Source organism: Maritimibacter sp. UBA3975 (assembly GCF_002384975.1).
Lineage (GTDB): Bacteria > Pseudomonadota > Alphaproteobacteria > Rhodobacterales > Rhodobacteraceae > Maritimibacter.
In genome coordinates, this window is the sequence record NZ_DGCP01000017.1 from 157,353 (window position 1) to 177,778 (window position 20,426).

Annotated in this window: 17 protein-coding genes; 6 read left to right on the forward strand and 11 right to left on the reverse strand. The window is 66.7% G+C overall.

Annotated features, from left to right (window positions below; all coding sequences use genetic code 11):
• Positions 1-153: 153 nt before the first annotated feature.
• Positions 154-2,586: a Hint domain-containing protein gene (locus tag B2585_RS17465; RefSeq protein ID WP_292025216.1), complete on the forward strand. Its 2,433-nt coding sequence runs from the start codon at positions 154-156 to the stop codon at positions 2,584-2,586.
• Positions 2,587-2,591: 5 nt separating this feature from the next.
• Here B2585_RS17465 and B2585_RS17470 read toward each other — a convergent pair whose 3' ends face one another.
• From B2585_RS17470 to B2585_RS17480, 3 genes are all read right to left on the reverse strand, one after another.
• Positions 2,592-3,041, reverse strand: coding sequence for a c-type cytochrome (locus B2585_RS17470; protein ID WP_292025217.1), 450 nt, complete (start codon positions 3,039-3,041; stop codon positions 2,592-2,594).
• A gap of 79 nt (positions 3,042-3,120) precedes the next feature.
• Positions 3,121-3,900, reverse strand: coding sequence for a gamma-glutamyl-gamma-aminobutyrate hydrolase family protein (locus tag B2585_RS17475; RefSeq protein WP_292025218.1), 780 nt, complete (start codon positions 3,898-3,900; stop codon positions 3,121-3,123).
• A 95-nt stretch (positions 3,901-3,995) separates the two neighbouring features.
• Positions 3,996-5,051 carry an alpha/beta fold hydrolase gene (locus B2585_RS17480; protein WP_292025219.1) on the reverse strand — a complete coding sequence of 352 codons (1,056 nt, stop codon included), beginning with the start codon at positions 5,049-5,051 and terminating at the stop codon, positions 3,996-3,998.
• 136 nt (positions 5,052-5,187) lie between these two features.
• Between B2585_RS17480 and B2585_RS17485 the strand changes: the two genes are divergently transcribed.
• Positions 5,188-5,583, forward strand: a complete 396-nt coding sequence (locus B2585_RS17485) for a (R)-mandelonitrile lyase (protein ID WP_292025220.1) — start codon at positions 5,188-5,190, stop codon at positions 5,581-5,583.
• 139 nt (positions 5,584-5,722) lie between these two features.
• Here the strand turns inward: B2585_RS17485 and B2585_RS17490 are convergent, their stop codons facing one another.
• Together B2585_RS17490 and B2585_RS17495 are read right to left on the reverse strand one after the other, a co-directional pair.
• Complete coding sequence (locus B2585_RS17490) at positions 5,723-7,876, reverse strand: malate synthase G (protein WP_292025221.1); 2,154 nt, start codon at positions 7,874-7,876, stop codon at positions 5,723-5,725.
• A 189-nt stretch (positions 7,877-8,065) separates the two neighbouring features.
• Positions 8,066-8,257 carry a hypothetical protein gene (locus tag B2585_RS17495; RefSeq protein ID WP_292025222.1) on the reverse strand — a complete coding sequence of 64 codons (192 nt, stop codon included), beginning with the start codon at positions 8,255-8,257 and terminating at the stop codon, positions 8,066-8,068.
• A gap of 115 nt (positions 8,258-8,372) precedes the next feature.
• Here B2585_RS17495 and pepN point away from each other — a divergent pair, with 115 nt between their 5' ends.
• A complete protein-coding gene (gene pepN / locus B2585_RS17500) occupies positions 8,373-10,925 on the forward strand; it encodes an aminopeptidase N (RefSeq protein WP_292025223.1) in 2,553 nt (850 codons plus the stop codon).
• 93 nt (positions 10,926-11,018) lie between these two features.
• Positions 11,019-12,065, forward strand: coding sequence for a hypothetical protein (locus tag B2585_RS17505; protein WP_292025224.1), 1,047 nt, complete (start codon positions 11,019-11,021; stop codon positions 12,063-12,065).
• Here the strand turns inward: B2585_RS17505 and B2585_RS17510 are convergent.
• Together B2585_RS17510 and B2585_RS17515 are read right to left on the reverse strand one after the other, a co-directional pair.
• The gene (locus B2585_RS17510) at positions 12,062-13,147 is read right to left on the reverse strand and encodes a transglutaminase-like domain-containing protein (RefSeq protein ID WP_292025225.1); all 1,086 of its coding nucleotides are present in this window, start codon (positions 13,145-13,147) and stop codon (positions 12,062-12,064) included. The genes B2585_RS17505 and B2585_RS17510 overlap by 4 nt on opposite strands.
• A 123-nt stretch (positions 13,148-13,270) precedes the next feature.
• Positions 13,271-13,876, reverse strand: coding sequence for a transglycosylase SLT domain-containing protein (locus tag B2585_RS17515; RefSeq protein ID WP_292025226.1), 606 nt, complete (start codon positions 13,874-13,876; stop codon positions 13,271-13,273).
• Between the two features lie 175 nt (positions 13,877-14,051).
• Here B2585_RS17515 and gatB point away from each other — a divergent pair, with 175 nt between their 5' ends.
• Positions 14,052-15,569 carry an Asp-tRNA(Asn)/Glu-tRNA(Gln) amidotransferase subunit GatB gene (gatB, locus tag B2585_RS17520; protein WP_292025227.1) on the forward strand — a complete coding sequence of 506 codons (1,518 nt, stop codon included), beginning with the start codon at positions 14,052-14,054 and terminating at the stop codon, positions 15,567-15,569.
• Positions 15,570-15,581: 12 nt separating this feature from the next.
• Here the strand turns inward: gatB and B2585_RS17525 are convergent, their stop codons facing one another.
• The gene (locus tag B2585_RS17525) at positions 15,582-17,171 is read right to left on the reverse strand and encodes a winged helix-turn-helix domain-containing protein (RefSeq protein WP_292025228.1); all 1,590 of its coding nucleotides are present in this window, start codon (positions 17,169-17,171) and stop codon (positions 15,582-15,584) included.
• Positions 17,172-17,296: 125 nt separating this feature from the next.
• Here B2585_RS17525 and B2585_RS17530 point away from each other — a divergent pair, with 125 nt between their 5' ends.
• The gene (locus tag B2585_RS17530) at positions 17,297-17,521 is read left to right on the forward strand and encodes a hypothetical protein (RefSeq protein WP_292025229.1); all 225 of its coding nucleotides are present in this window, start codon (positions 17,297-17,299) and stop codon (positions 17,519-17,521) included.
• Between the two features lie 7 nt (positions 17,522-17,528).
• Here B2585_RS17530 and B2585_RS17535 read toward each other — a convergent pair whose 3' ends face one another.
• From B2585_RS17535 to B2585_RS17545, 3 genes are all read right to left on the reverse strand, one after another.
• Complete coding sequence (locus tag B2585_RS17535) at positions 17,529-18,554, reverse strand: glutathione S-transferase C-terminal domain-containing protein (protein ID WP_292025230.1); 1,026 nt, start codon at positions 18,552-18,554, stop codon at positions 17,529-17,531.
• Between the two features lie 25 nt (positions 18,555-18,579).
• On the reverse strand, positions 18,580-19,164 hold the full coding sequence (locus B2585_RS17540; RefSeq protein ID WP_292025231.1) for a cell wall hydrolase: 585 nt from the start codon (positions 19,162-19,164) through the stop codon (positions 18,580-18,582).
• Between the two features lie 114 nt (positions 19,165-19,278).
• Positions 19,279-20,319 carry an aldo/keto reductase gene (locus tag B2585_RS17545; protein WP_292025232.1) on the reverse strand — a complete coding sequence of 347 codons (1,041 nt, stop codon included), beginning with the start codon at positions 20,317-20,319 and terminating at the stop codon, positions 19,279-19,281.
• Between the last annotated feature and the right edge of the window lie 107 nt (positions 20,320-20,426).

Genomic DNA, 20,426 nt, shown 5'->3' on the forward strand with positions numbered 1-20,426 from the left:
ACCATAACCGGCGGCTCGAGGCAGAGTGGTTTCAATGTACGTGGCAGCATTATTCGCCATTGGTATATTAGCGCGTTCGACGGTGTCGCCGTCTGGTTTCCCCATCGTGACGTGCCCCACCGCCCGGTTTCGCCATGGGCGTGAGGCACGACCATGGCCACGATGAATTCAGGCCTCGGCGGGCCTGCGGGCTACGGCGAGGGCGTCTATTCCTCATCCCCCAAGGCAGCGGGCAACGTCGACGACGGCTCGGTCTATGTCGATACCTCCAGCGTCTTCTCGGGCGGGATCGACTTCTTCGGCACGACCTACGGCGGGCTTTACGTCAACTCGAACGGCAACATCTCGTTCGGGCAGCCCAACACCGACTACCAGACCGGCAACCTCGCGAACGAGACGATCCCGACCATCGCGCCCTTCTGGGGCGATGTGAACGTCAACGCGGGCGGCGAGATCTACTGGGATCTCGACCCCGCATCCGGCACGATCACCATCACATGGGATAACGTCGCGCGCTACTCAGGCTCCGGCAACAACTCGTTCCAGGTGGTGCTCACCGACCGGGGAGACGGCAATTTCACCGCCGAATTCATCTACGAAGACATCCAGTGGACCACCGGCTACAGCCAGGTCGCGCAGGCCGGGATCACGGACGGGGCCGGAAACGATTTCATCCTGCCCGGCTCCGGCAGCGGCGCAACGATGGCGGGGTACGAAACCTACGACTTCGGCACCGACGACCCCAATGGGACCACCGATTTCTTCTTCGCGGGCGGCACCCCCGTCTTCGGCGACGGGGTGATCGAAGGCACCTCGGGCGATGACACCATCGACGCGGATTACTACGGCGACCCGGACGGCGACCTCGTCGATGACGGCGACGGCACCGGCCCGAACGGCGACGAAGACCTGATCTTCGCCCTTGGCGGTGACGACACGGTCTATGCTGGCGACGGAAATGACACGGTCTATGGCGGCGCCGGGGCCGACAATATCTTCGGCGAGGACGGCGACGACACGATCTGGGGCGACAACGGCGGAACCGCCGCCACGACCGAGGATCTGAACTGGAACCTCGCAGGCGGCGACGGCACCTCCATCGCGAGCGGCTTCACCCAGAACACCGGCACGATGGACGTTTCGGTCTCCTTCACCACGCTCGGCAACAACGCGTTGTTCGAGGTGGCGACCTCGGAAACCAACTATGTCGCGCCGGGCGAAGGCTTCGCCCCCAATTCCTCGGCCTACATCTACGGCAACGGCGACGCCGCTACCGGCCGCCTGACGGTGGATTTCGCCCCCGCCACCGGCTCCGGCATGACGGACGAGGTCGAGAACGTCTCGTTCCGCCTCAACGACGTGGACAGCTTCGCGGGCAACCACATCGACGTGCTGTCCGTCACCGCCTACGACGCCGACGGCAACCCGGTCCCGGTCGTCCTGACCGCTGCCGGCAACGACACCGTGTCCGGCAACACGGTCACGGCGGGCGGCACGCTGGACAACCCGCAGGACGCGCAGGGCTCGGTCCTCGTCGAGATCCCCGGCCCCGTCGCTTCCTTCGAAGTGGTCTATTCCAACAGCCTTTCCGGCACCCACGGCATCAACGTCACCGACGTCAGCTTCGACACGATCCCCGAGGCGGGCGGCAACGACAACATCTTCGGCGGCGCGGGCGACGACACGATCTATGGCGAGGACGGGGACGACACGATCACCGGCGGCACCGGGGCCGACACGCTCTTCGGCGGCGCGGGCGACGACGTGTTCTACCTCGGCGCGAACGACAGCGCGACCGGCGGCGACGGCGACGACATCTTCTACCTCGACCCCGGCACCGCGCTCGGCGGTCCCGGCGCGACGATCACGATCATCGGGAGCGAAACGGATGAGGACGGGGGCGGCGACACGCTCGACTTCGCCGGTCTCGTGGACTGGGGCGAGATCAGCTACACGGACGCGGAATCGGGCAGCGTCGCGCTTGCGGACGGCACCACCGTCACCTTCTCGAACATCGAGAACGTCATCATCTGCTTCGCCCACGGCACCGGAATCGACACGCCCCGGGGCCGCCGCCCGATCCAGGACCTGCGCCCGGGCGACCTCGTCCTCACCCGCGATGACGGACCCCAGCCGGTCCGCTGGATCGGGCGGCGCACCGTTCCCGGCACGGCCAACTTCGCCCCGGTCCGTTTCGCCCGTGGCGCGTTCGGCAACGACACCCCGCTCTACGTCTCGCCGCAGCACCGGATGCTCTACACCGGTGGCCGCGCGAACCTCTATTTCGACAGTCCAGAAGTGATCGTCCCCGCCAAGCACCTTGCCGGGCTGGACGACATCCGGCAGGTGGAGGTGCCCTGGATCACCTATTACCACCTGCTCTTCGACACCCATCAGGTCGTCATGGCCAATGGCGCGGCGTCTGAAAGCTTCCACCCCGGCGGCGTCGGCCTCGGCGCCATCGACCCCGCCGCGCGCGAGGAGCTGTTCACCCTGTTCCCGGCGCTGCGCACCGATGCGAACACCTATGGCCGCACGGCACGCCGTGTGCTGCGCCAGTTCGAGGCGCGAATCCTCGCCGCCTGACCGGCTCAGTCGATCCCGTTCGCCGCCTGCACCCGGCGCACGAAACGCACCACCGCACCGACCTCGGCCTCGCTGATCCCCTCCACCGGGGGCATGTTGCCGAATTTCCAGTGATGCGCCCGCACGCCCTGCGCGGCGGCGAGGTAGAAGGCCATGTCGCCATGATGCCCCGGCTCATAGATCTTGTGGATGAGCGGCGGCCCCGCCCCCTCGATCCCGCCCGCGTTCGGCCCGTGGCAACTCGCGCATTTGGAGGTGAAGACCCGCTGACCCATCGCAGCCTCCCCCTCGAGCGCTGGCATGGTCACCGCGACCATCTCTTGCCCGCTATCACCGGATGCCACCGGCGCGGTCGTCGCCTGTTCGACCGACGGCTCCTGCGTCGGACCGAAAGCCCACCACGCGCCCGCGCCCGCGGCCGCCACCACGGCCCCTGCAATCCATACCGTTTTCATGTTTTTCCTCACGCTGTGTCACGGCAGGTCTAAGGCTTCCCCCTGCTGGAAGCTCAACCCACATCCGTGTGAGGGACGATCAGCCTGCCTTGCGCACCGTCTGCGGCCGTTTCCCGTCCGCCCAGGCCCGCGCCGCGTCCCCGAACGCCTCGAACAGCGGGCGCGAGACGGGGTCGTTCGCGGCGTTGTATTCCGGGTGCCATTGCACGGCGAGGGTGAAGCCCGGCGCATCGGCGACATAGATCGCCTCTGGCGTGCCGTCGTCGGCATGACCGTCGATCACGATCCGGCTGCCCGGCGTCTTGATCCCCTGCCCGTGCAGCGTATTGGTCATCACCTTGGGCGCGCCCATCAGGCGGTGAAACACCCCGCTCTCGGTAAAGGTCACGGCGTGGCGCAGGGCGAATTTCTCATCGATCGTCCCGTCGGGCGGCATCCGGTGATTCATGCGCCCCGGCAGCTCTCGGATCTCTGGGTAAAGCGTCCCGCCCATCGCGACATTGACCTCCTGAAACCCCCGGCAGACGCCAAGAAACGGCTGCCCGCTCTCGACGCAGGCCCGCACGAGCGGCAGGACGATGGCATCGCGGTTGCGGTCGAACGCCCCATGCGCCTCGGTCGGCGGCTCGCCGTATTCCTCGGGATGCACATTGGGCCGCCCGCCGGTCAGCAGGAAACCATCGAACGTCTCGCGCAACTCCTCCACCGACACCAGCGCCGGGTCGGCGGGGATCAGAAGCGGCACGCCGCCCACGACCTCCGCGACGGCGGTGGAGTTCATCACACCGCCCGCATGGATCGGGTAGGTGTCGTTCAAAAGGCCCTGGTTGCCGATGATGCCGATCAGGGGGCGTTTCATATCTCGTCCTGTGTCGCCTACGCCGCAAACGTAACCCTTGCCCCGCCCGAGGGAAAGGGGCCGAACGCCGCGTCGTTGCAGACCGGCTGTGCAGGTCAGACCCCCGCGAGGAACCCGTGAAAGGCCGCGTCGAAGGCTTCGGGCTTTTCGAGATAGGGCGAATGTCCGCAATCGTCGAGAACCACGCGCTCCACCCGGCCCCCGCCCGCCTCATAGGTCGCGAGCGCCGCCTCGGTCTGCGAAATCATCGGCTGCGGCGGAAAAACATCGGCCCCTGGCCAGCCCGGCACGGCACCCACGCTCCCCAGCGTCCCGAGATCGAAGAGCGACCCGTCCGCGACCACCTGGTCCTCCGCGCCCCGCAGCCACAGGATCGGCACCTGCGCGCCCACCTTGGTGAAGCCCAGCGGATCGGCCTGATGGATCGGGGCCAGCGCGTTGACCGGCCCGAGTTTTCCCGGTGCCACGCCCGGCCAGTTCTCGGTCGCGGTCATGTCGCCGGGATAATCCTCGTCCCCCAGGTGCTGCGCCAGCGCCGAGGTCAGGATCTCCTCGATCCGCTTGGGCACGAAGGGCGGCTTCCACACGACGGCGTTAAGCACGTTGCGCAGATGGTTCGGCGTCTCCGCCCCCCGGTCCCCTGCCTTCATCAACGCGATCAAATCCGCGTTCACCGCGCCCCCGCCCGACCCCGCGTTGTCGGGGAAACAGGGCGTCCCGTCGGGCTTGCAGCCTCCGAACCCCTGCGGCGCACCCGGGCAGACCTGCGTGAGCGACAGGACGCGCCCGGGATGGTCGGCCAGCATCTGCCACAGCACCGCGCCGCCCAGGCTGTGGCCCACCATATGCGCGGCCTCCAGGCCGAGAGTGTCCATCAGCGCCGCCAGATCGTCCGAAAAATCGCGCACCCCGCGCGTCGCATCCACCTTGGCGCCCGCGTCGGCCTCGCCATAGGCGCGCAGGTCCGGCGCGATGGCCCTGAAACCCTTGGGCAGGCGCCGCATGGTCTCTTCCCACCAGGTCGCGGCCGACAGGTTGCCGTGGACGAAGATCACCGGCACCCCGTCTTCGGGACCGGCAAACAGAACGCGGGTCTCGATCCGGTCGCTCGCGACACGGCGCGCTTCGGTGATGGTCGGGATCTGGGTCATGGGCTCTCTCCTCCAAGGCTCGCCACACTCTCACCCGACACGCGCCGCCCGACAATTCGGGGAAAACACCTAGCCCGCACTGTTGCACCGCGCCGCGCAAGCGATCAGGCTCACTCCCACGTCACAGGAGGCTTCCATGAAAATCACCCGCGCCGGCACGACTCCCTCACGCAGCGGCTCCCCCGACTGGTTCACCGGGGCCGTGCGCCTCGACCCGCTCTTCACCTCCGAGGACACCGGCCGCGCCGCTGGCGCCCTCGTCACCTTCGAGCCCGGCGCGCGCACCGCGTGGCACACCCACCCGGCAGGCCAGACCCTCATCGTCACGCAAGGAAAGGGACGCGCCCAGCGCGACGGCGGCCCAGTCGAAGAGATCCGGCCCGGCGACGTGATCTGGTTCGAGGCGGGCGAGAAACACTGGCACGGGGCCGCCCCCGACACGGGGATGAGCCACATCGCCATCCACGACTCCGTCGACGGCACCGCGGTCACATGGCTCGAACATGTCTCCGACGCCGATTACAGCGCCTGACCCCGCCCTTCTCTGTTCCAAAAATACTTCGGGGGTGGCCGCATTTCCCGAATGCGGCCGCGGGGGCTGGCCCCCGCACCGCCGCGCCTTCAGGCGCGGCTTGCACAGCGTGCGGCGCTTGCGCCGCACACCGCGTGGCTTACCACCCCTCTGCGGCTTTCAATTCCAGCCGGCGCCGGTGCAACACCGGCTCGGTGTAGCCAGACGGCTGGATACGCCCCTTGAACACGAGGTCACAGGCCGCCTGAAACGCGATCCCGTCGAACCCCGGACCCATCGGGGTGTAGTCCGGATCGTCCGCGTTCTGCCGGTCCACGACCCCCGCCATCTTGCGCAGCGCGGCCATCACCTCGCCCTCGCTCACCACGCCGTGGTGAAGCCAGTTGGCCAGCGCCTGCGACGAAATCCGGCAGGTCGCGCGGTCCTCCATCAGCCCGACATCGTGAATGTCCGGCACCTTGGAGCAGCCGACCCCCTGCTGCACCCAGCGCACGACATAGCCGAGGATGCCCTGCGCGTTGTTCTCGATCTCCTCGCGGATCTCGTCCTCTGACCAGTTCGTGCCATCGGCCACGGGGATGGTCAGAAGGTCGTCCAGCGTGCCGCGCGCGCCGCCCTTGGCAATCTCATCCTGCACCGCCGCCACGTTCACATGGTGGTAATGGGTGGCATGGAGCGTCGCGGCGGTGGGCGACGGCACCCAGGCGCAGTTGGCGCCCGCCTTCGGGTGGCCGATCTTGGCCTCCAGCATCGCCTCCATCCGGTCCGGCATCGCCCACATGCCCTTGCCAATCTGCGCGCGTCCTTTCAGCCCGCAGGCCAGCCCGATATCCACGTTGCGATCTTCGTAGGACGTGATCCAGGCCGAATTCTTCATCTCGCCCTTGCGCACCATCGGCCCCGCTTCCATTGCCGTGTGAATCTCGTCCCCCGTCCGGTCGAGGAAGCCGGTGTTGATGAAGGCGACCCGGTGCTTCGCCGCCCGGATACATTCCTTGAGATTGGCCGAAGTGCGGCGCTCCTCATCCATGATGCCGAGCTTCACGGTATATTGCGGCAGGCCCAGCGCGGCCTCGACACGGGTGAACAGCTCGTCGGCAAAGGCCACTTCCTCGGGCCCGTGCATCTTGGGCTTCACAACATAGACGCTGCCATGGGCCGAATTGGCCCGCCGGTCCCGGTCATGGAGCGCGGCCAGCGTGGTCATCATCGCGTCCATGATCCCCTCGAACACCTCGTCGCCGTTCTCGTCGAGGATGGCCGGGTTCGTCATCAGGTGGCCCACGTTGCGCACGAGCATCAGCGCGCGCCCCTTAAGCGTCAGCGTCCCGCCATCGGGCGCGGTATAGGTGCTGTCGGGGTGGAGCGTGCGCGTGAATGTCTCGCCCCCCTTCGTGACCTCTTCACTCAGCGTGCCTTTCATCAGGCCCAGCCAGTTGTCATAGGCCAGCGCCTTGTCCTCGGCATCCACACAGGCCACCGAGTCTTCGCAATCCATGATCGCGGACATGGCGCTTTCCAGCCAGACATCGGAAATGCCTGCGGGGTCCTGCTTGCCCACGTCGGTCTTCGGATCGACAAGGATTTCGATGTGAAGCCCGTTCACCCGCAGGATGACCTGAAGCGGACACAACTCGCTGGCGTGACCCGCGAACTGGCCCGGATCGGCCAGTCCCGTCTCGCCCATCGGCCCGTCCACCATGAACACGCCATCCCGGACGGTGAGCGACGTCACATCGGCCCAGGACCCGCCCGCCAGCGGCGCGACCGCGTCCAGATGGGCCTTGGCCCAGGCGATCACCCGCGCGCCCCTGTCGGGGTCATAGCCTTTGCCTGTGGGCGTGTCGCCCAGCGCATCGGTGCCGTAAAGCGCGTCGTAGAGCGACCCCCACCGCGCATTCGCAGCGTTCAGCGCATAGCGGGCGTTGGTGATCGGCACGACAAGCTGCGGCCCGGCAATCGTCGCGATCTCGGGGTCCACGTTGTCCGTCTCGATCGAGAAGTCGTCACCCTCGGGCACCAGATATCCGATCTCGCGCAGAAAGCTCCGGTCGGCCTCAACGTCCACGGGCTGCCCTGCCCGCTCCCGGTACCAGCTGTCGATCTGGCCCTGCATCCTGTCGCGGGTGGCGAGCAGCGCGCGGTTCTTCGGGGTGAGGTCGGCCACGATCGCGGCGAAGGACTTCCAGAAATCATCCGGCCGCACGTCGGTGCCGGGCAGCGCCCGCGCCTCCACGAACAGCGCGATTTCCGGGGCGATCTTCAGGCCGAATTTTTCCACCCGCCGGGTCATTGGCGTCTCCAAGGTTGCTGGGTCAGGATTGGGCACACAGGCCCTTTCTCCACCATTAGGAAAAAAGTTTCCTATAGGCAACACAGCGAAAGACGCGGGGAAGAACGTGAAAAGCCCGCTCCGGCCTAGGTGGATGGGGACGGTCGGCCGGAGCGGGTGATCCGCCAAAGTGGTGGCGGATGTCGGGGATCAGTCCACGGGCATACCCGTGGCGTCGGATGTTGCTTCCTCTGTCGCCGGCGCCGTGTCGGAGCGCTCGATGGCCCAATAGGTCATGGCCGCGCCCATGATGCCGCCGATCAGCACCGCGAGCGCGATGCCCACAAGCGCCGGAGCGTGGCGGCGTTGTTCGCGTTCAAGGGATGTGTCGGGTGCGCTCATAGCGGCGTGCCTCCTGTATCGTTCCTGTTATTGGCCGAGTCAGTTGTGACCCGATCTTCACGGGGGTAACGTCCTCACCGACGCAGCAGTTCAAATTCTCCCGAAAAGGTGAGCCATGAAAGACGCGAGCCCCCAGGCCATTTTCCTGTCCGACTACACGCCGCCCGAATATCTGGTGGACAAGGTGGACCTCACCTTCCGCCTGTCGCCCAACGCGACCCGCGTGATCTCGCGCATCGCGTTCCGGCCCAACCCGGACGCCGTATCGAAGCGGTTTTTTCTGCATGGTGAGGGGCTTGCGGCCATTTCTTCATCCATCGACGGAACCCCCGTGACCCCGAAACAGGTCGAAGGCGGGATCGAGGCCGACGTGCCCGACGCGCCCTTCGTCTGGGAGGCGGAGGTGGAGATCGACCCGGCCGCCAACACCGCGCTTGAAGGACTTTACATGTCTAACGGCATGTATTGCACCCAGTGCGAGGCGGAAGGATTTCGCAAGATCACATGGTATCCCGACCGCCCCGACGTGATGGCCCCCTTCACGGTCCGCATCGAGGGCGACGAGCCGGTGATGCTGTCGAACGGCAATCTCACGGCATCGGGCGACGGCTGGGTCGAGTGGACTGACCCGTGGCCCAAACCCGCCTATCTCTTCGCGCTGGTCGCAGGCGATCTCGTGGCCCGCGAAGACAGCTTCACCACCATGTCCGGCAAACACGTCGACCTGAAACTCTGGGTCCGCCCCGGTGACGAGGGCAAGACGGCCTTCGGCATGGAAGCCCTGAAAAAGTCGATGACATGGGACGAAGAGGTTTACGGCCGCGAATACGACCTCGACATCTTCCAGATCGTCGCCGTCTCCGACTTCAACATGGGCGCGATGGAGAACAAGGGGCTCAACATCTTCAACACCTCCGCGGTGCTCTGTTCGCCCGAAACCTCGACGGACGCGAATTTCGAGCGGATCGAGGCGATCATCGCGCATGAGTATTTCCACAACTGGACCGGCAACCGCATCACCTGCCGCGACTGGTTCCAGCTCTCGCTGAAAGAGGGTCTGACGGTGTTCCGGGATCAGTCCTTCTCGGCGGACGAACGGTCGGAAAGCGTCTGCCGCATCTCCGACGTCATGTCCCTGCGCGGCCGCCAGTTCCGCGAGGATAACGGCCCCCTCGCCCATCAGGTGCAGCCCGACAGCTTTGTCGAGATCAACAACTTCTATACCTCGACGATCTACGAGAAGGGCGCCGAGGTCATCCGGATGCTCAAGACGCTTGTGGGCGACGATGGCTACCGCAAGGCGCTCGACCTCTATTTCGACCGCCACGACGGGCAAGCCTGCACCATCGACGACTGGCTCACGGTGTTTCAGGACGCGACGGGCCGCGACCTCACCCAGTTCAAACGCTGGTACAAACAGGCTGGCACGCCGCGTCTGCGAGTCACGGAGAACTGGGACGACGGCACCTATCAACTGACCTTCACCCAGACGACCCCGCCGACGCCGGGTCAGGAGGTCAAGGAACCCTTCGTCATTCCCATCGCGGTCGGCCTCATCGGCCCGAACGGCGACGAAGTGGTCGGCACGCAGGTGCTCGAAATGACCGAAGGCACGCAGACCTTCACCTTCGACGGCCTCGCCGCCAGACCCGTCCCCTCGATCCTGCGCGGCTTCTCCGCCCCGGTGATCGTGGAGCGCGAGACGAGCGCAGACGAACGCGCCTTCCTGCTCGCCCACGACACGGACGAATTCAACCGGTGGGAAGCGGGCCGTTCGCTGGCAAAAGAGGTGCTGACCGGCATGGTCACCGGCGGCAACGCCCCGCAGGCCGCCTACCTCGACGCGCTCGCCACCATGCTGCGCGACGACAGCGCCGACCCGGCCTTCCGCGCGCTCGCGCTCCAGATGCCGGGCGAAGACGACATGGCCCAGACGCTCGCCGATGCGGGCATGACACCCGACCCCGATGCGATCCACGAGGCCGCCGAAACGCTCAAACAGGCCCGCGCGGAATACCTCCACGACCTGCTCCCGCGCCTCTCTGCCGAGATGACGGTGGACGAACCGTTCGAACCCAACGCCGAACAGGCGGGCAAACGGGCGCTCGGCCTGCAACTCCTGAAACTCACCACCCGTCTCGACGGGGGCAAGGCCGCACAGGCGCAGTATGAGGCGGCGGACAACATGACCCTGTCGCTGGGTGCCCTGTCGTGCCTGCTGGACGCGGGCAAGGCCGACGCCGCGCTGGCTGAATTCCGGGAGACATGGCAGGACGACGCGCTGGTCATGGACAAGTGGTTCATGTTGCAGGTCTCCCATGCCGCACCTGAGGATGCGGCCGATGTAGTACGCACACTTACCGAAGACCCGGCTTTCACCATGAAGAACCCCAACCGCTTCCGCTCGGTCTTCGGTGCCTTCGCAGGCCACCCGGCGGGCTTCCACCAGAAGGACGGGTCCGGTTACGCGCTGCTGGCCGACTGGCTCATCAAGCTCGACCCGCTCAATCCTCAGATCACCGCCCGGCTCTCCGGCGCGTTCGAGACCTGGAGACGCTACGACGCGGACCGGCAGGGCCTGATCGCCGCCGAACTCGACCGCATCCTCGCCACGCCCGGCCTCAGCCGCGACACGACCGAAATGATCGGGCGGATCCGGGACGCGTGACGTCACAGCGTCCGAGTTGCGGCGCGCGTGGCATTTGCGCTATCGAACAGGGCAGAGCCATGCGCGCTTCGCGCCTTGCCGAGGAGGGGCCCCGTGAAGCAAATTTCAGATCGCGTCTCCCGGCTTGGCCGCTGGCTCGCCCGACGCGGCACGAACGAGCCCGCGAAAACCGTGATCTACCGCCCGGCGGGCGGGGTCGGTCTGGGCCACCTGTTGTTCAGCCTCGCAGGCTACAGCAGCCTCGCCCGTGACATCTGGGCCGGTTTCGTCAGCACCGGACAGAGCACCGAATTCGACCGGGACGGCACCGCGACCGGCATCTTCGCGGATCACCTGACCCTCGTGCCGGACCCCGGCCTGCCCGTCACGTTCGGCTTGCCGGCCATCCGCGACCGCCTGACCCCGGAGGCGCTGGAGGGCAAGCGTTGCGCGTTGATCGGACGCAAGGAAGCCCGCCGCCGCGCGCAGGCGGAATTCCCGCAGCTCACGGACGCGACCTTTTTCGAACAGGAAGACGACGCGCTCTCGCCCGACGCGTTGCGCCCGTTCGACGTGATCTATGTCGACTCGGTCCTTCCCCCGACGCAACTCACCGGGCGGATACGATCCTTGCGCCCCCTGCTCGTGCCCAACGCCGACACCGAACGGCGCGCCATCGCGGTCTGCCCGTCAGAGCCTTTCGTGGGTGTCCACCTGCGCCACGGCAATGGCGAGCATCTTCACGGCCGCCTCGAAGGCGGACAGGCGGAGTTCGACGACTACCTCAACCTCGTCGCCGACACGGCCCGCGAGGTGGCGGATACGGCGGGCCTCGGCGCGATCCTGTGCATCAGCGACAATGCCGAAACCGCCGAACGGCTCGCGGCACGAAGCGGTGGCGTGGCCCTGCCCCCCGACGACCTGCCGCAAACGGCGTGGCGCGATCACATCGGCGAGGCAGGCGAGGCTTTCAATGATCGTCTGACGCGCATGATGGTCGACATCGCCGCGCTGTCACGCGGCACGCGGATCGTCGCGGGACATTCGTGGTTTTCCGAATCCGCCGCGCTCTGGGGCGACCCCCGGCGCATGATATCGCTGACCCCGGAGGGCACGCGGATGACGACGGGGCGCCAGCCGGTCCCGCCGGAAAAGGCTTAGGCGGCCAACTCGCGCACCGTGATCGCATAGGCGAAATCGTCCGGGCTCAGCTCATCCTGCGCCACTCCGTCAATCTCGGCCTGCGGATACATCAGGAACGGGATCGGCCCCTGCGTGGAGCCGGGAAGCACGATGTCATGGGCATCGTTGTAGCACAGCCAGTTCCCCTCGGACGCCCCGAACAGCGCCGCGCGCACGTCCTGCACCTCCCCGTCGGCCAGCGTGAGCGTCTTCGGCGGCTCCTCCAGCACGACCTTGCGCACGTCGGCGGGGTCCACGGGCACCCAGCCACGCGCTTCGATCCAGACCTCGGCGCGGCAATGCTGCGCCTTGGTGACGACCTCGGACCCGGCGCCGAGGCTTTTGTAGCCAAAGGCCGACGGCGCGACGCGCAGCCCGTACAGGTCACGCGCGGGCAGACCGGCGGCGCGGGCCAGCCCGACATAGAGCGCGTTCAGATCGGCGCATTTGCCGGTCAGATCGCCCGTGTGCAGCATCGAGGCGATGTCGCCCAGCCCACAGCCCCGCGTCTCGGGGTTGCGCTCAGTGGTCTCGACCACCCAGTCATAGATGCGCTGCGCCCGCTCGGCGTCGCCCTGCACCCCGTCCACGATCATCGCGGCGGTTTCGGCGACGATCCCGTCCGTCGGGATCAGCTCGGTCGGCGCGAGGTGACGGGCCCGTTCGGCTTCCGACAGCGGCGCGACACTGCGCGCACCGGGCACCGCCCTGTCCTGCGTCTCGGCGCGCGAGACGACCTCGAGCGTCGCAGGCTCCGTCCCTGCCTCCCAGACCGCATGAACGAATTGCGCGCCCGACGCCGCATCGGTCTCCAGCGTGGCGCGGGTCGCGTTGCCGGTCCAGCGCGTCTCGCCCAGCCGCGACCAGGACGCGGCCTCGATCGACGGCACCGGCACCCAGGCCTGCGCCCCCTTCCCGTCCCGCGGCAGATCAACCGTGGTGGTCAGCGCGAACTGCCGCCACCCGCCGGGCGCGGGCGCATATTCGGCGCGCGCCAGGGCCGGGGTCATGGCCGCAAGGCCGGCGGCGGAGGTCGTCTTGAGGAAAGTGCGGCGATCCATCGGGGGTCTCCTGCTGTTGTCGGCACGCGTCGGTTGCGCGCACGCGGTCCCGTCTTGAAAGACGTCTTGCCGAAATGAAAAGGGGGGCACAAGGCCCCCCGATCCGTCCTGCTCGATTATCCGTCAGCCCTGGCAGTAGTTCTGCTGGCGCGTCCACTCGATCATGTCGTTGCGCTTGACGCCCGAATGGAACGGGCCCCAGTCGGCGGCCACGCCGCGCATCCCGGCCGAGATCACGCCGTCGCGCGCCACGGTGCGGTTCATAATCCGCACGGCACAGGACAAGTTGAGGTTGCCGTCCTTCAGCGCCTGACCCGAGCGGGCCTCACAGCCATAAAGACGTGCGGTCGAGGGTGCGATCTGCACGAGGCCGAACCAGCGGCCCCCGCCGCCCACGGCGGCCTGACGCCAGGTGCTTTCGTGTTTCGCGAGCGTGGAGAGAAGCCCAGTCCAGAACGCCTTGCGTCCGGCGAGGTCCTGGTCGCGGTAGCCGGGGCACCATGTGTCGATGTCGCCCGGAATGATCGCGGTCAGGTTCTGACCGTGGCTGTCCAGCGCGTTCATGGTCGTCTCGGTCCAGACGGCGCCATTGGGGGAGTGGTCCCAGCGCATCGTCATCTCGATGTCGGATTGGCTCTTCGTCGAGAAAACTTCTTCGAAATCCATATCGGCGCAACCCGTGAGGGCAAACGCCGCGATACCTGCCATGATCGCGGTTTTCAGTCCCATTGATTCCATCCGTCCTTTGTTTCGGCTTCGGCGCAAAGACGCGATTCCCTCTTGCAAAGCAAATCGGGGGTTCCCCAGCAGGCTCCGGATAGGCCGATTCTCGCTCAAAACGCGCCCTTGCCCCCCGATTTGCCCTGTCCTAGAAGGCTCGGGACGCCAGCCGTGAGGATCATCAATGCTCGACCATCTCGCCTTTGAGACCCCGAAACCCACCGTCATCGCCGGTGCGAAGGAAGATTGGGAACTCGTCATCGGGATGGAGGTCCATGCGCAGGTGTCCTCCAAAGCCAAGCTGTTCTCGGGCGCTTCGACCCAATTCGGGGCCGAACCCAACTCCAACGTCGCTTTCGTGGACGCGGCGATGCCGGGGATGCTGCCGGTCATCAACGAATTCTGCGTCGAACAGGCGGTGCGCACGGGCCTTGGCCTCAAGGCCCAGATCAACCTGTTCTCCGCCTTCGACCGCAAGAACTACTTCTACCCTGACCAGCCGCCGGGCTACCAGATTTCGCAGCTCTATCACCCCATCGTGGGCGAAGGCGAAATCATCGTGGACATGGCCCCCGGCGTGGCCCGCCGGGTGCGCGTCGAGCGTATCCATCTGGAGCAGGACGCGGGCAAGTCGATCCACGACATGGACCCGAACATGTCCTTCGTCGACCTCAACCGCGCGGGCGTCGCGCTCATGGAAATCGTCTCGCGCCCCGACATTCGCGGGCCGGAGGAAGCTGCGGCCTACGTCACCAAGCTGCGCCAGATCCTGCGTTACTTGGGCACCTGCGACGGCAACATGCAGAACGGCAACCTGCGCGCCGACGTGAACGTCTCGGTCTGCCGCCCGGGCCAGTATGAGAAGTACATGGAAACGCAGGATTTCTCGCACCTCGGCACGCGCTGCGAGATCAAGAACATGAACTCCATGCGCTTCATTCAGGCCGCGATTGATTACGAGGCCCGCCGCCAGATCGCCATCGTCGAAGACGGCGGCGAGGTCGTGCAGGAAACCCGCCTCTACGATCCGGACAAGAATGAAACGCGGTCCATGCGGTCCAAGGAAGAGGCGCATGATTACCGCTACTTCCCCTGCCCCGACCTCCTCCCGCTCGAAATCGAGCAGGACTGGGTCGACGGCATCGCCGAAACGCTCCCCGAACTGCCGGACGAGAAAAAGGCACGATTCGTCAAGGACTTCGGCCTGTCCGAATACGACGCCAGCGTCCTGACCGCCGACACCACCAACGCCAGCTTCTTCGAAGAAGTCGTCGCGGTCGCGGGCGACGGCAAGGGTGCGGCCAACTGGGTCATCAACGAATTGTTCGGCCGCCTCAAGAAGGACGACCGCGACATCGCCGACAGCCCGATCAGCCCGGCCCGCCTTGGCCAGATCGTCGCGCTCATCAAGAAGGGCGACATCTCAGGCAAGATCGGCAAGGACGTGTTCGACATCGCTTATACCCAGGACCGCGACCCCGAAGAAATCGTGGAAACCGAGGGCATGAAGCAGGTCACCGACACCGGCGCCATCGAGGCCGCCGTGGACGAGGTCATCGCGGCCAACCCCGATCAGGTCGAAAAGGCCAAGCAGAACCCGAAACTCGCGGGCTGGTTCGTGGGTCAGGTGATGAAGGCCACCGGCGGCAAGGCCAACCCAAAGGCTGTGAACGAAATCGTGGCGGCCAAGCTGGGCCTGTAACGCCCGGCCCGCTCAGGCGCCCGCGCCGAACGCGCCCGCCTGCCGCAGGCTGTCGACGAACAGTTCCAGCGTGGCCGGATCGCGGAACGGATAGGTGCTGCGCACATATCCTTCGTCGAACTCCGGCTGCACCTCGCTCAGCCGCGCCACCGCCGCCTGTGCCTGAGCGACCTCGCCGGCGGTGAACAGCGCGGCGATGCACCTTTGCAATCCGCGTGAGTAATTCGGGGCGAGCGACATGAGGCGGATCGCGGCGTCGACGGCCTGCGCGTGCTGCCCCAGCAGCATGTGGCAGGTAACGACATCACCCAGCACGCCCGCCGCATTGTGGTGGTTCGGGTTCAGTTGAAACACCGCGTTCAGATGCTCCAGCGCCTCGGCGGTTTCGCCGACATTCTCCAGCACGCAGCCAAGGACATGGCGGGCCGTCGCATCGGAGGGGTTCAGGCGCACCGACTCCCGCGCGTGGAACTCGGCCTCCGTATGCTCGCGCCGCCCGAACATCAGGGCCAGCGCCCGATAGCCGCGCGCCTCCCAGTTGCCCGGATTGATCTCCAGCGCGTGCTGCGAGGCGTCGAGCGTCGCGTTGATCGACGCCTCCCGATCCGTGCTCCACCCCATGATCGTTTCCTGCCAATGGCACTTGGCGAGCCACGCCCAGGCGCGCGCAAGCCGGTCGTCCTTCTCCAACGCCTGCCGCACCAGATGCTTCTGCGTCTCGTTCGCGGCGGGCGAGCCATAGCCGCCGCCCCCGCGCCGTTCCGCGTCGCCCGCCTGTAACAAGAGCTGCCAGGCCGACAGGTCCGCCGGCCGCGCCTGCGACAAGCGGTGCGAATTGGCGCGCGACAACTCAGGTTCGATCTGCGCGACAATGGCCCGGCTGACCTCCTCCTCGAAATCGAACAGGTTTTCGAGCGAGCCGTCGAAATGGCGTGACCAGATCAGGTTGCCATCCTCGATCGCGGTCAGCGCCACGTTCACGCGCACCTTGTCGCCCATCGAGCGCACCGCGCCCGACAGGGCATAGGCCGCGCCCAATTCCCGTGCGACCGCCCGCACGTCGATCTGTCCCGCCGTCTTGAACGCAAGCGCCTCGGGCCCGATCACCGGGAACCACCGCCAATAGGACAGGTTGAGCCGCACCTCCTGCGCCAGCCCCAGCGCGAGCGAGGAGTCGCGGTCGTCGTTGCCCAGGCAATCGAACCCCACGACCAGCACCGAGGGCCGGTCGAAGATCGCCATCGCGGGGTTCCGGCCGACCGGCACGGGCGCTGCGTCCTCTGCGCCCCCCGCGCGCCGCGCGACCTCACCGTCGAACCGGAAGCCGCGCCCGCGGATGGTCTTGAGCCACACCGGCTCGCTCCCGTCATCGCCCAGCGCCCGCCGCGCGGCCTTCACCGCCGTCGAGATCGCCGAGTCCGACACGATGCGCCCCTGCCAAACCGCGTCGATCAAGTCCTCTTTCGCCACGAGCCGCCCGTGATGTTCAAGAAGATGGGTGAGAAGCGCAAAGGCCTTGGGTTCCATCTCGACAGGACCCAGCGCGCCGCGAAGCTCGCTGCGGGTCAGATCGAGGGTGAAATCGCCGAAAGCGTACTCCATGAGGATAACGCTATCGCGTCCCCACGAAATCACCAAGACATCCCCACATGGCGCTCAAGCAGAGGTGGCGGGACCGGCGCAAGGTGGTTCCACGATCAACACCACACACCACGAGGAACCACCAGATGTTCGCAGCCACCCGCACCCGCCCCGCCGTCTTCCTCACCCGCCTGTTCACCGCCCGCCCGACCGCGAAAGCGCCGCGCAAGGGGCCGATGCCCAGCTGGACCCGCGACCCGGAACTCGCCGCCAAGCTGCTCCACGACACCGGCCTTCAGCCCGAAGACCTCGGCATCGCCCCGAAGCCGGACATCACCCTGCCCTTCTTCATGCAGCACGATTACAGGTAAGCCGGGGTCAGCCCGCCAGCTCCGGATGCCCATAGGCCTCCGGATAGGGCATCGGATGGAACGGGCCGAGCGGCACCACCCGGTTCCACGACCGCCCGAAATACCCTTGCCGGCAATGGATCAGCGACCCGCTCTCCGCCACACCCGGCAGGGCATGAACCCGGCACAACCAGCGCCACAGGTTCGGATAATCGAGGATACGTGCCCCGTTCAGCTTCATCCGGACGTAATAGACCGGATCGTGCCGGAACAGCGTCGGGAACAGCCGCAGGTCGGCCTCGGTGAACCTGTCGCCCGTCAGGAACGCACGGCCATCCGCAAGCCGCGCTTCCAGCGCCGCGAGCGCCTCGAAATACGCCGCGAGCGCCTGCGCATAGACCGCCTGATCGGACGAGAACCCCGCCTTGTAGGCCCCGTTGTTGATCGCGGTGTAGATTTCGGCATTCAGCCCGTCGATCTCGCTCCGCAGCGCGTCATCCGCCGGATAGAGGTCAGGCCGTTCCGCGTCCGTGCTGCCCAGCGCCCCGGCGTGTTCGTTCAGCATCCGCAGGATCTCGGCGCTTTCGTTGTTCACGATCCGACCGGTTTTCTTGTCATAGAGCAACGGGAGCGACTGTTCTTCGGACCCTTCGGCCCGGTAAACCTCCTTGGCCAGCCGCAGCCCCCGCCCCGTCCCGGTCTCGCGCGTGCATTCGGGCAGCGTCCCGCCCGTCAGCGTCGCGACCCGCTCCGGCGCGAACTCCCAAAGTCCGCCGCCGTCCGGGTCGTCCTCTTCCGTGCGGTTCGGAAAGGCCACGTCCATCGTGATCGCATCCGTCAGCCCCAGAACACCGCGCGCGAGCACGACGCGGTGACACCACGGGCAGTTCAACGCGACGAACAGGTGATAACGCCCCGGCTCCGCCGGGAAATCCGGATCGCCCAGCGCGTGACGAAACCCGCTCACCCCGCGCACGAACTCGCCCTTGGCCCGGCGCTCGGCCGCGCCCGACTGGTCCTCTTCGACGGACGTTTTCGGATCGGGAGGGGTCATATCGTCTCGGTAGCGGGCCGGTGCCTCACCGCCCGAACATCCGGCCGAGCAACCCTCGGCGCTGGCGCGGCGCGTCCATCGCGAACACCGTCTCGCCCCCGCCGGTCACCCCCTCGCGGTTCGCGACCGGCGTCGGCTGCGTCACCGCGGACGGGTGGCGTTTCTCGTAAAACGCATTGCCCCCCGCCGAGGCGACATAATGCATGTTGTCGTAATTGGCGCGGTAGTAGAGCGCGTGGAAGAACCGCGCGTTGCCCGTATGCGGATGGCGCTCGCCGGACAGAACCGCCGCCGCCGCCTCGCTCACCCGCGCGACCGAGGCTTCTTCGGTCATCTTCTTGGACATGACGCCCGGCGCGAACTGGCCCCGCTGGCCCACGACGCCGCAGACGTTGTTCGGGAAATCGTCCGACGCCACCCGGTTCATCACCACGCTGCCCACCGCGACCATTCCGTCACGGCTCGACCGGTTCGACTCGAAATACATCGCCCGTGACATGCATTCATGGTCCTTGGTGGAGAACTGCGTGTCGTTGCGCTTGGCGCACCCGGCCACGGTCGCCACCACGACCACCAAAGCCACCGTCCCCGTCCACCGGATTCCTTGCATCGCGAAGCCTTCGTCACTGTCCCTTTGGCAGGAAGAATACCCCCGCGAAGCGCAGGAAATCAAGGTTTTGGCCGCAATGCCCCGCCTTGCCCGGACCGGCGGGCACGATCCCGCCTACCGCCGTTCGTCTTCGATCAACTGCCGGCGATAGCTCGACTGCTGCTCGATCATCCAGCCGGGATACTCCACCGGCAACCGCGTGACCTTGTCGAGCGCGGCAAGGTCCTCGCCGCTCAGGCGCACATCCACCGCGCCGAGGTTGTCGGTCAACTGGTCCTCCCGCTTGGCCCCGACCAGAACGCTCGTCACCACCGGCTGATGCAGAAGCCACGCAAGCGCCACCTGCGCCACGGTGCAATCCTTGGCATGCGCAATGCCGCGCATCACCTCGATCGCGTCATAGGCACGGTCCTTGTCGATGGGCGGAAAGTCGAACGCCGCGCGCCGCCCCTCGGGGGTCTTGCCGTCCCGGTCGAACTTGCCCGACAGGAACCCGCCCGCAAGCGGGCTCCAGACCATGAGCCCGATGTTCGCGTCGGTCAGCATCGGCACGATCTCGCGCTCGAGGTCGCGCCCCGCCAGCGTGTAATAGGCCTGCAACGACACGATGGGGGCCAGCCGCCGCGCCTCGGCCACGCCCACGGCCCGCGCGATCTGCCAGGCCGCCCAGTTCGACACGCCGATATAGCGGACATGCCCGTGCCGCACGAGCATATCCAGTGCCTCCAGCGTCTCCTCCACCGGGGTCGCCGGATCGATGCCGTGCAGCTGGTAAAGGTCGATATGATCCACCTGAAGCCGCTTCAGGCTCGCCTTCGCCTGGTCGAGGATATGGCCCCGCGACGCGCCGCGCGCGTTCGGCCCCTCGCCCATCTGACCATGCACCTTGGTCGCGAGCACGACTTCCTCGCGCGGCACGCCGAGGTTGCGGATCGCCTGCCCGAGGATCTCCTCCGACCGGCCGGAGGCATAGACATTGGCGGTGTCGAAAAAGTTCACCCCGGCCTCATGCGCGGTTTGGACCAGCGCATCAGCCTCTTCCTGCCCCAACTGGCCGATCTGGCCCCACATGTCGTTCCCGCCACCAAAGGTCATGGTGCCGAGGCAGAGTTCCGAGACGAACAGGCCGCTATGGCCGAGACGGCGATATCGCATGGAGGTATCCTTTCATGGATGGGTCGCCCCGACCTTGCACGCCCCGATCGCAGGATTGCAACGGCCCCCCGTGTTCTCCGCCAAAACCCGCCGGAGGATGCGCCGTC

What these genes read in the sequence shown, in the direction of transcription:
- B2585_RS17465 (WP_292025216.1), top strand. Translation starts at nt 154, where the DNA reads ATGGCCACGATGAATTCAGGCCTCGGCGGGCCTGCGGGCTACGGCGAG.
- B2585_RS17470 (WP_292025217.1), bottom strand. Translation starts at nt 3,041, where the DNA reads ATGAAAACGGTATGGATTGCAGGGGCCGTGGTGGCGGCCGCGGGCGCG.
- B2585_RS17475 (WP_292025218.1), bottom strand. Translation starts at nt 3,900, where the DNA reads ATGAAACGCCCCCTGATCGGCATCATCGGCAACCAGGGCCTTTTGAAC.
- B2585_RS17480 (WP_292025219.1), bottom strand. Translation starts at nt 5,051, where the DNA reads ATGACCCAGATCCCGACCATCACCGAAGCGCGCCGTGTCGCGAGCGAC.
- B2585_RS17485 (WP_292025220.1), top strand. Translation starts at nt 5,188, where the DNA reads ATGAAAATCACCCGCGCCGGCACGACTCCCTCACGCAGCGGCTCCCCC.
- B2585_RS17490 (WP_292025221.1), bottom strand. Translation starts at nt 7,876, where the DNA reads ATGACCCGGCGGGTGGAAAAATTCGGCCTGAAGATCGCCCCGGAAATC.
- B2585_RS17495 (WP_292025222.1), bottom strand. Translation starts at nt 8,257, where the DNA reads ATGAGCGCACCCGACACATCCCTTGAACGCGAACAACGCCGCCACGCT.
- pepN (WP_292025223.1), top strand. Translation starts at nt 8,373, where the DNA reads ATGAAAGACGCGAGCCCCCAGGCCATTTTCCTGTCCGACTACACGCCG.
- B2585_RS17510 (WP_292025225.1), bottom strand. Translation starts at nt 13,147, where the DNA reads ATGGATCGCCGCACTTTCCTCAAGACGACCTCCGCCGCCGGCCTTGCG.
- B2585_RS17515 (WP_292025226.1), bottom strand. Translation starts at nt 13,876, where the DNA reads ATGGGACTGAAAACCGCGATCATGGCAGGTATCGCGGCGTTTGCCCTC.
- gatB (WP_292025227.1), top strand. Translation starts at nt 14,052, where the DNA reads ATGCTCGACCATCTCGCCTTTGAGACCCCGAAACCCACCGTCATCGCC.
- B2585_RS17525 (WP_292025228.1), bottom strand. Translation starts at nt 17,171, where the DNA reads ATGGAGTACGCTTTCGGCGATTTCACCCTCGATCTGACCCGCAGCGAG.
- B2585_RS17530 (WP_292025229.1), top strand. Translation starts at nt 17,297, where the DNA reads ATGTTCGCAGCCACCCGCACCCGCCCCGCCGTCTTCCTCACCCGCCTG.
- B2585_RS17535 (WP_292025230.1), bottom strand. Translation starts at nt 18,554, where the DNA reads ATGACCCCTCCCGATCCGAAAACGTCCGTCGAAGAGGACCAGTCGGGC.
- B2585_RS17540 (WP_292025231.1), bottom strand. Translation starts at nt 19,164, where the DNA reads ATGCAAGGAATCCGGTGGACGGGGACGGTGGCTTTGGTGGTCGTGGTG.
- B2585_RS17545 (WP_292025232.1), bottom strand. Translation starts at nt 20,319, where the DNA reads ATGCGATATCGCCGTCTCGGCCATAGCGGCCTGTTCGTCTCGGAACTC.